At 53.4% G+C, this 10,197-nt stretch carries 8 protein-coding genes; 3 read left to right on the top strand and 5 right to left on the bottom strand.

All coding sequences use genetic code 11. The annotated features are described in order from the left end of the window. Positions 1 to 83 precede the first annotated feature (83 nt). Positions 84 to 2,159, top strand: coding sequence for a glycoside hydrolase family 88/105 protein (locus B3F49_RS03815; RefSeq protein ID WP_293909076.1), 2,076 nt, complete (start codon positions 84 to 86; stop codon positions 2,157 to 2,159). Here B3F49_RS03815 and B3F49_RS03810 read toward each other — a convergent pair. The 5 genes from B3F49_RS03810 to B3F49_RS03790 form a co-directional block, all read right to left on the bottom strand. Next, positions 2,156 to 3,004: a carbohydrate ABC transporter permease gene (locus B3F49_RS03810; protein WP_293909074.1), complete on the bottom strand. Its 849-nt coding sequence runs from the start codon at positions 3,002 to 3,004 to the stop codon at positions 2,156 to 2,158. The two genes, B3F49_RS03815 and B3F49_RS03810, sit on opposite strands and share 4 nt — an antisense overlap. A gap of 1 nt (position 3,005) precedes the next feature. Continuing rightward, positions 3,006 to 3,920: a carbohydrate ABC transporter permease gene (locus B3F49_RS03805; protein ID WP_293909072.1), complete on the bottom strand. Its 915-nt coding sequence runs from the start codon at positions 3,918 to 3,920 to the stop codon at positions 3,006 to 3,008. A gap of 71 nt (positions 3,921 to 3,991) precedes the next feature. Continuing rightward, a complete protein-coding gene (locus tag B3F49_RS03800) occupies positions 3,992 to 5,269 on the bottom strand; it encodes an ABC transporter substrate-binding protein (RefSeq protein ID WP_293909070.1) in 1,278 nt (425 codons plus the stop codon). A gap of 313 nt (positions 5,270 to 5,582) precedes the next feature. Beyond that, positions 5,583 to 6,146: an elongation factor P gene (gene efp, locus B3F49_RS03795; protein WP_293895595.1), complete on the bottom strand. Its 564-nt coding sequence runs from the start codon at positions 6,144 to 6,146 to the stop codon at positions 5,583 to 5,585. Between the two features lie 18 nt (positions 6,147 to 6,164). Continuing rightward, positions 6,165 to 7,157, bottom strand: a complete 993-nt coding sequence (locus tag B3F49_RS03790) for an amino acid--tRNA ligase-related protein (protein WP_293909068.1) — start codon at positions 7,155 to 7,157, stop codon at positions 6,165 to 6,167. Between the two features lie 67 nt (positions 7,158 to 7,224). Here B3F49_RS03790 and mnmE point away from each other — a divergent pair, with 67 nt between their 5' ends. Both mnmE and mnmG read left to right on the top strand, forming a co-directional pair. Then, positions 7,225 to 8,553 (top strand): tRNA uridine-5-carboxymethylaminomethyl(34) synthesis GTPase MnmE, encoded by a 1,329-nt coding sequence (gene mnmE, locus B3F49_RS03785; protein ID WP_293909066.1) that lies wholly within the window; start codon positions 7,225 to 7,227, stop codon positions 8,551 to 8,553. A 1-nt stretch (position 8,554) separates the two neighbouring features. After that, positions 8,555 to 10,197, top strand: a 1,643-nt coding sequence (gene mnmG, locus B3F49_RS03780; protein WP_414712497.1) for a tRNA uridine-5-carboxymethylaminomethyl(34) synthesis enzyme MnmG, incomplete at its 3' end; no start/stop codon positions are given.

Here is a 10,197-nt window from a genome sequence, read left to right as displayed (position 1 = left end):
TTTTTTCCTTTAGGCAAGAGGAATCATACGTTTCTCCCATCAAATTCCTTGCCTCTCCGCGCGCTTCAAGGGATACTAGAGGTATGGACAGAGCAAAAAGCATGGCAAACGCCAGTGAATTCCAGAGTGCAAAGGCTATTGTGGAGCGCTATCTCTCACTGCATGCAGACGGTTCGTATACCTATCGTCCTTTTATGAAGAAAGGCATCTACCGCAGGCACGATTACCGCTATCATGCCGACTTGCAGCAGCTGCTGCCTTCTGCAAAGCTCGGGACCTTCTCCTATCTCTGGGGAACCTATGAGGCTGCCGATGCAACGACGCTCCGCTTCGCCCTCATTCCCTACGGGCCGGTGAAAATCCATGTGAACGGCGTCCTTGAGGCGGGCAGCGACATCTTCAGTGAACGGTACCGCTCCAAACAAATCTTCGACCTCCCCATGAAGAAGGGAAACAATGAGTTGGTTTTGGTGTGCGAGAACACCAGCGGCGGGTTCGGCTGTGAGTTCGGCACCTGGGTGGGTAAGCTTGATTACTACTTTCTCATGCCCCCGATCTATCCCTGCATGGAAGGTGTTTGCTACTCCGAGCCGCAGGAGACCTTGCTTGATAGTGTGAACGCTGATGCATTGAAAGCGCTGTCTTGGCTTCCCCGCCTTCCCGATTTTTCCGCTGACAAGCTTGACCTGACAGAGGTCTTTCCCCGCGCATCGGACGATGAATGGGCGGTTGTAACAACGTCCTTCACTGCACCGAAGCCTATGTGGTGCAACCTTAGAAGCAATGCCGAGCTGGCACTCGACGGCCAAAGCGTAAGCGGTTCGGTGGAAGTGAAGAGCGGCAGCCATAGCTTGACTCTCTTTGCCAGGATAGGCGAGACTGTCCAGCTGTCGATTACGGATGCAAAACAAGGCGGTTGCCTATCCTTGACGCATCCCCTTTTGGGGCTTGACTGTGCATATCGGTTTGCAATTGCAGGACCCTTCGTCGTCAGGCCGGAGGGTTTTACCATCCAGTTCACCAAGCCCTTTTCCACCTCGAATGGATTGGATTTCTGGCATCTGGAGGGTGGTGACACCTACCTGAGAATGTACAATGACAATGCACTGTTCGGCCATTGGAACTACCCTTTGGGAGTCACCCTCTATGGTTTGGTGGAAACCGAACGGATGTTCAAGGATTTGGATCCGGAGTTGGCGGTACAGATCCATGCATATCTGAAACGCCATCTCCAGATAAGCATCGATACCTATGAGTACGCCATGTGGGACAAGGATGCGCTCGGTGGAGCAACAGCCGTCCATCACCTGATGACCAGCCTGGACAGTCTGGACGATTGCGGCAGTTTTGGCTCGACCTTGCTTGAAATAGCCAAAGACCACGACCTTACCGGCTATGAAACACTTATTGAGGCGGTGGGAGTGCATATCAGCAAAACCCAGCCTCGGCTTGCCGACGGAACGTTCTTCCGCACCGGCCTGATGCATGAATTCCATGAGAACACCATGTGGGTCGATGACTTGTATATGTCCGTTCCGTTCTTGTGTCGGTATGCCGCATACCTTGGTAGTGATGAACCACTGGAGGATGCAGCCCGTCAATTCTTCGGTTTTGCCAAGTACCTGTATATGCAGGACCAGCAGTTGATGAGCCACGTTTACGACTTCGACCGAAACATTGCAACCGGAATTCCCTGGGGTCGGGGAAACGGCTGGGCGCTTTTCAGTCTCTCGGAGCTTCTGCTGGTCCTTGCCCAGTCACATCCGAAACGAGAAGCCCTTTTGGCTTTGTTCCGGAATCTGAGCAGCGGCTGTCTGAGGCTTCAGGACGAGATGGGGATGTTCCATCAGGTACTGGATATGCAAGAGAGCTATCAGGAGAGCAGCTGTACAGCGATGTTTGCCTGTGCTTTTTCACGGGGGGTTCGCAATGGATGGTATGAGGAGGGCGAGCCGTACAGGCAAGGGTGTATCAAGGCGTGCGAAGGTCTGAAAAAGATGGCCATCGATAGCGACGGCCATGTATGGGGAGTGTGCAGGGGGTCCGAGTTCTCCTGTTCCAAGCACTATTATGCAGAGCAGTTGCTGCCCCGCTTGGATGATACCCATGGAATCGGGATCATCCTGCTCGCACTGTGCGAGCGGATGAAGCTCGATTAGCCTTTCAGACCGGTGGTCACCAAGCCCTGTACGATATACTTCTGGAAGATCAGGAAAATGATGAGGACCGGAAGCAGGGTGAGGGTTCCCATGGCAAATATCGCCGACCAGTCGGTGGATGTCATGGGGTCGCTGAACATGCGAAGTGCCAGGGAGACGGTGAAAAGCCTGGGCTTGTTCAAGAAGAGAAGGGGGCCCAGAAAGTCGTCCCAGCGCCAGTAGAAACTGAAGATGGTGCTGGTGATGACTGCAGGCTTGATCAGGGGGAAGAGAATTCTGGAATAAATCATGAAGCGGTTGCATCCATCGATTTTTGCAGAGTCATCCAATTCATAGGGAATCTGGCGGATGAACTGAACCATCAGAAAGATGAAGAAGGGCAGGCCTGCAAACTGGGGGATGATCAAGGGCTTGAAGCTGTTGATCCACCCAAGCTTATGGAAAATGATGAATTGCGGCACCATGACGACCTGGTAGGGAATCATCATGGTCATGAACATGCATCCATACCAGAAGGAGCGACCGCGGAAAGGAACCCTGGCAAAGCCGTAGGCCACCAGGGAGGAGGCGAGCACCGATCCGATGGTGGAAAGTATGGTGTAGTAGAAAGAATTGTAGAAGAAGGTGGAGAACGTCACCGAGTTGTTGAACTTCCATCCCCTGACGTAGTTGTCAAACCGGAAGGTTTCAGGGATGAGGGAGCTGGAGTTGAATATTTCTGCATTGTCCTTGAAGGAGTTTGAAACCATCCAGAGGATTGGATAGAGCATGAGAAAGCCGAGCAGGATGACCACGATATGGAATACTGTCTGGCCGAGAATATGCTTGATTTTGTAGTTGGTCATCTTATTTCCCCTCCTTCGCTTCATAGAAGACCCAGGAGCTGGATGTCTTGAATACGATGCCGGTCATCACGCCTATGATCAATACGAGCACCCAAGCCATGGCGCTGCTGTAGCCCATATTGTAGAACTTGAATGCACGCTGATAGAGGTACAGGGCGTATACCAGCGTTGAGTTGAGAGGATCCCCCGAGCCACCGGATATTACAAAGGCCTGGGTGAAGACGGTAAAGCCGTTTATCAGCTGCATGACCAGATTGAAGAATAGAACCGGGGTGATTTGCGGGACGGTGATGTTGAGGAACTTCCTGAATGCGCCGGCTCCATCGATGGAAGCTGCCTCATACAGTTCCTTGGGGATTTGGCGCAATCCTGCAAGGAAGATGAGCATCGAAGAACCAAACTGCCAGACGGCAAGAAGGATAAGCGTCCAGATGGCGGTATCGGGGTTTCCTATCCAGGAGTACTCGGTGATGATGCCGATTTTAGCCAGGGCGGCATTCAGTGCCCCGTCGGCCATGAAGAGCCTGCGCCACATCACCGCTATAGCGATGGAACCGCCTACCAGGGATGGGACATAGTAGATGGCTTGGTACACACGGATGGCCCGTGTGCCGCGGTTGAAGAGCATGGCAACAAAGAAGGCGAACAGCAGGCGAAGCGGGACTGATACGAAGGCATAGAAGAACGTGACTTTCAAGGACTGCCAAAAGAGCTGATCGTCAGCCATTCTCCTGAAGTTTTCCAATCCATTGAAGACGGGATCTCCGAGGATGTCGTAGTCTGTGAAGGAGTAGTAGAGCGAGAAGAGAATGGGGATGATGGAGAAGGCTATGAATCCAAGCAACCATGGGCTGATGAATGCATACCCGGCTGCATCTTCCATCAGGGTTCTGGTACGTCTATTGATGTGCTTCATTAGGACTCCTTGAACAGTGGCTATACAGGGAGACCTGCACATGCAGGTCCCCCAACCTTAGTAAAACTCCGTTATTTGAGAATCCGATTGCCCTGGGTCATAATCTTGGAAACACCCTCGTCCAAGCTGATACGCTTGTACAAGATTTCCTGGGTTACGTCACGGACCATCTTCAAAAATTCACCGGATCCGGCAGGATCGGGAGGATCGATCGGGCCGGCATTCTTGGATGCGAGACTGATGTAATCGAAAATCTGCTTGTTGATTGCATCGACCTTTGTGGCCATATGTTCGCGTACATCGTCGGGAATCGGAACTCCGCGTTCACCCATCAGCATATCGTTGACGGCGATGTCATTGAGGAAGTAGTTGAGGAACTTTGCGGCTGCTTCGGGATTCTCGGCAGAGGCGGGAATGGAGAAGAACATCGAAGGCTTGAGGAAGGTTCCCTTTGCCTTGGCGTTCTTGATGTTGGGCAGCAGAGCCAGCTTGAGCGGGCGCTTTGCGGCAGCCTGGGTTGAGACGTACTGGTTGGACCAGATGAATTCCACCCATGAGCGGCCCTTGGCAAACTCACTCTCTTCGGGGGTGACGGTGACGAATGCGACTTCAGGTCGGATGAGGGCGCCGGCGTCAAGCAGCCTGAGCTGGATTGCGTAGAACTCGCGCAGAGCGGAAGGATCGGTGAAGCCCAAGCCGGTCTTGCCGTAGGTGGCGGCGCCGGTCTGGCGGATCATGTTGTCGAATCCTACCTTGGGATCGGTGGTGAAGAAGGGGATGGTCTGGACGCCGGTCTTGCGATATATTTCCAAGGCAATCCTTTCAAAGTCTTCCCAGGTCCAGGTTGTACTGTCAGGTTCGGCGATGCCGGCCTTGGCAAGGACTGCCGGGTCGTAGGTCAGGCATACTGCGTTCGTGCCGAGGCTGATGCCGTAGAGCTTGCCGTTGACTCTTCCGCCGGAGAGGAAGGAGTCATTGATCTTTGACAGGTCGATGATTCCTTTCTGGACATAGGGGGTAAGGTCTGCGAGCTGATTGCGAGATACCCACTGCAGCATGTATGCATAGTCGTGCTGCATCAGGTCGGGAAGACTTCCTGCAGCAGCCTGGGTGTTCATCTTGTCCCAGTATCCGGCCCAACCGGTGGTCTCGGTTTCGATTTTGATCTCGGGATACTTTGCCATAAACATTTCGACGGCTTTCAAGGTGCGCTCGTCGCGGGTGGGGTTGCCCCACCAGGCCAGCCTCATGGTGCTGCTTGTCTTCGTTTCAGCAGCCGGCTGGGCAAAGATGAAACTCGGCACGAGAAGCAGGCATGCAAGGGCGATGAGAAGAAGGTTCCTTTTCATGTTCGTTCACTCCTTTTTTCGTTTCAGACTCTATTTTCATCTGGTTGCTCCAGAATCAAATACTCTTAAGATATACGTATCACACACCATATACCTATAGTGTGACAGGTTTTTTCGATTCCGCAATAACTGAATAATCAAATTTTAGCACAATTTTGTCAGTATGGGGTGATATAAACGTTTCTTTATTGGCAAAGAATCAGTAACAAATGCAAAAAAGCGAAAGAGTGTCAGGATATGGATGTGTCACAGCAGAAAAAAAGAACCTCCAAACACGAGGTTCGGAGGTTTCTGGATACTGGGAGGAATCCTGTCAGTTGTTCACTCTTTCGAGGTATTCCTTGGTCTCGGTGTTTACCCGGATTTTCTCACCCTGCTTGATGAAGATGGGAACGCGGACCTTCAAGCCGGTCTCGGTGGTGATGTATTTGGTTGCACCCTGCACGGTGTCACCCTTGACGGCCTCCTCGGCCTCGGCGACCAAAAAAACAACCTTCGGCGGAACCTGGATTTCCAACAGCTGGGTTTCCCAGAAGGTGCAGCGATAGGTCTCTCCGTCCTTCATCAGGTACTGGTAGTCGGGGAAGTTGCCCATCGGAACCTCAATCTGCTCGAAGTTGTCGGTCAACATCAAGTGGAAATTCTCCCCGTCGTTGTACAGATACTGGCAGTCCCTATCGACTACGGTGATATCCTCGGCGTTGTCCTGGCTCTTCATCGTCTCTTGGAGCGTCTGACCGGTGGAAGGACTCTTCAGCTTCAGGCGAACGAAGGCGGAGCCTTTTCCTGGATTTACGAATTCACGGTCGACAACAACAAACGGTTGTCCTTTGATCAACAAGGCGGTTCCCTTATCGATTTGACCTGCTTTAATCATGCTCATTACCTCGTATATTTACAAATTGCACGTATTGCCACTCTTCAGCATACCAGAAAGGGGAAAAAGAATCACCCCCTGCAGGTCTGTTTTTCCCATCAACAGCATCTGCAGGCGGTCAAGCCCCAACGCAACTCCCGAACAAGCGGGCATTGCAGAGAATACGGCGGCTAATTGAGGGTCTATATCAGGAATTACCGATCCGCTTTCCTCCCTTTTCTGCACCAAGCGGGCGTACTCGTCACGATAGTATGTCTGGATTGTTTGCAGGTTGCGGTCCTCATCATAACAGTTTGCGACCTCCACACCTTTCACATAGAGCTCCCACCGCCGTCTGTATGCACCTTCCTGCTTGGCAAGACACTCGATTTGCTTGGGGTACCGCTGGAGAACCAGCGGTTGATCCTGAGGGAGGTTCGGCTCGACAAAGGTGAGAAATATGCGATTGAAGGTCTCCTCCCAACTCTCTGGCTCATCCGGGACGGTGAGGCCCAGCCTTCGTGCTTCAGAAGCCAGCGAAGACTGTTTTTGATGCTTGTCCAAATCCACGTCGGCATAGGTTTTCATCGCCTCGGCGACACTGAGACGGGCAAATGGTGGACGCAGGTAATCCGGACTATCTTTTGTGAGCAGGGAGGAGAACAGCTCTTCGGTGATTTTGATTGAATCCTGTTCATCGGCTCCCACCGTATAGTACTCAAGCATGGAGAATTCGGGATTGTGAATGTGTCCCAGCTGTTCGCTGTTGCGAAAGCAGTGACTGATCTGATAGATGCTTCCCCAGCCCTGAGCAATGAGCTGTTTCATGAATATCTCCGGGGATGGAACCAAATACAACTCGGTGGAGGGCAGGAACGGGTTCTGAAACCGGGTTGCGAAGTTCTCGATGGTGGACTCGGGAATCAGGGAGGTGGAGAGGATCGGGGTGTCGACCTCGGTGTAATCGCGTCCATCGAAGAAGGTGCGGATGGTTCGATACATGGCCGAACGAAATTGTGCTGCTGCTTTCATGGCCGAATCATAGCCAAAGCTCCTGTTGTGTTGCAAGTGTCGGCGTCGCTGGAGTATACTCGCCTGTATGAAGCGATATGTTACTGACGACATCATCTATGCGCTTGCAACGGCATGGGCGCAGAGCGCCCTTGCGGTGATCCGGGTCAGTGGAGAGGGGTGCAGAAAGCTGCTCTCTACACGGTTTTCCAGGCCCAAAGCGTTGCTTGATGCTGATAATGCGACATTGGTGCACGGCTACCTTTGCGATGAGAGCGGCAAAGCCATCGATGAGGTTGTTGCTGCGGTATATACCGAGGGCCACGGCTACACGAAAGAAGAGTCGGTGGAGTTCACCTGTCATGGTTCTCTTGCCGTAATCAAGGAACTTTTGGCACTTTTCAATCAATTGGGCATGCGTAGTGCCGAAGGCGGGGAGTTCACGTTCCGTGCATTTTTGCATGGAAGATTGGACTTGACCCAGGCCGAGGCTGTGCAGGAGCTGGTCTCCAGCCAAAGCCAGCGCTCGCGCTCGCTTGCCTTGGGCAGGTTGGAAGGAAGCCTGCGCAGCCTGATATCGGATTTGAAGGAACAATTGCTCGGCATCGTTGCTGCAGTGGAAGTCCAGCTTGATTATGCAGAGGATGAACTGGATGAATTTGTCTTTCCCCGTTCGAAACTGGTTGATTTGATCAAACAGATCAAGGACTTGTCGGATACCTACCGGATCGGGCGGTTGTACCGCAGTGGTGCCCGCATCGTACTGGCTGGTTCCACCAATGCCGGTAAGAGTTCGTTGTTCAATCTCTTGTTGAAGCAGGAGCGCTCCATCGTCAGTCCGGTTCGCGGAACAACGCGTGACTACATTGAAGCCGACCTCGATGTCCACGGGATACCGGTTCGCCTCTATGACACAGCAGGATTGCGCGAAAGCGATGATGCCATCGAGAGCGAGGGCATCAGAAGGACCGAGCGCCTGATCGGCCAGGCCGACTTGGTCGTCTATCTGGTGGACAGCTCCGAGCTCGGCCATGTCCCCGAAGAGGATGAGCGGACCTTGGTTGTCTACAACAAGAGCGATTTGGTCAAGCCTCCGAAAGGCAGGATGGCCATCAGCGCCCAGACCGGTGAAGGCGTCGGCGCTTTGCTGGCTGAGATTGCAAAACGCTTGGCGAATGGCAGCGTTTCCACCGGTGATGAACAGGTGGTCATTGAATCGCAGCGGCAGTATACCTTGCTTGAGAACGCCGCCCAAGCGCTCCAGCGGTCCTTGGTCCTGGTCGACCAGGACATCCCGCTGGACATCACCGCCGTTGAATTGGGCGAAGCGCTTCAGAATCTCGGGGAGCTGACCGGTGAAGTAACACCAGCCGACATTCTGCAAAAGATTTTCAGCGGTTTTTGTGTAGGAAAATAACATGGATTATGATGCAATAGTTGTAGGGGGCGGCCATGCCGGAATCGAGGCAAGCCTCGCCCTTTCCCGAATAGGATTTTCAACGCTCCTGATCACCCAGAACCTTGACACCATCGGCAGACTCTCCTGCAATCCTGCAATCGGGGGGTTGAGCAAAGGCAATTTGGTGCGCGAGGTGGACGCCCTTGGCGGGGAGATGGCTCATCTGATCGACCACAGCATGATTCAGTTCCGCATTCTCAACCGTCGCCGTGGTCCTGCCGTGCAGGCTCCCCGAGCCCAGGCGGACAAATTCACCTATGCTCGCCTTGCAAAGGAGACGCTGGAAGCGCAGCACAACCTGGCCTTGTTCATGGATACGGTGGTGGATATCCTGGTCGATGATCACAATCGCCTGGTCGGAGTGGTGACGGAGCGGCGCCATACCATTGCCTGCAAGGTGATGGTCCTGACCACCGGCACCTTCATGGAAGGCCGCATTTTCATCGGTGAGTACGATGCTTCCAACGGACGGCTGGATGAGCCGGCTGCAATCGGGCTGGGCAGTGCATTGCGGAAAAAAGGCTTTCCTGTGGGCAGGCTGAAAACCGGCACCCCTGCACGGGTGAGGCGCTCCAGCCTGGATTTCGACAAGATGGAGATTCAGGATGGCGAAGAGACCATGATGCCTTTCAGCTTCGACTATGACAGCATCCAGCGCCCTGCGCTTCCCTGCCATATCACCTGGACCAATGAGAACACCCACCAGATCATCAGGCAGAACATCCACCGGTCCCCGCTGTATGGAGGCAAGATTGTCGGCAAGGGACCGCGGTACTGCCCGTCGATCGAGGACAAGGTGGTCAGGTTCCCCGATCGGGAGCGCCATCAGATATTTGTGGAGCCCGAAGGTGTGGGAACCGAGGAAATGTATCTGAACGGGATCTCCTCTTCGCTTCCCGAGGATGTGCAACATGCTTTCATCCACAGCATTGCAGGCCTTGAGCATGCCCAGATCATGCGTCCGGCCTATGCGGTTGAGTATGACTTCATCGATCCTCAGGCGCTTTTCCCCTCCTTGGAGAGCAAGTTGGTGGAAAACCTCTTCATAGCCGGACAGACCAATGGAACCAGCGGGTACGAGGAGGCTGCATGCCAGGGCTTGATGGCCGGCATCAATGCATCCCAGAAGCTCAAGGGAGAGAAACCCTTGGTGCTCAGCCGCAATGAAGCGTATACCGGTGTTCTCATCGACGACCTGGTCACCATGGGAACCCAGGAACCGTATCGCATGTTCACCAGCCGTGCCGAGTATCGTTTGAACCTGCGTCACGACAGCTGCGACCAGCGCCTCACAGCAAAAGGTTTATCCGTCGGGCTGCAAAAGCAGGAGGCCCTCGATCGTCTCAAGGACAAGCTTGCAAAAATGGACGCAGTGAAGGACCTGCTTCGAGCACGAAGACTCGAGGAGAAGAGCGCCCTGCAAGCCTTGAAAATGCCGGAAGTGACGATTGCCGATCTCTTGGAGCACATGCCTGAATTGAAGGCGTTTGAGGAGCCGATTCTCTACCAGGTCGAGCTCGATGTGAAGTATGAAGGCTACATCAACCGTCAGGAGCGACAGATCAGCAGATTCGAAAAACTGGAGAGCCTGCTGATTGATGA

Source organism: Sphaerochaeta sp. UBA5836 (assembly GCF_002432845.1).
In the GTDB taxonomy this organism is placed as follows: Bacteria; Spirochaetota; Spirochaetia; order Sphaerochaetales; family Sphaerochaetaceae; genus Sphaerochaeta.
The sequence above is the reverse complement of the archived record's forward strand: the minus strand, read 5'-3'. Positions and strand labels throughout refer to the sequence as shown.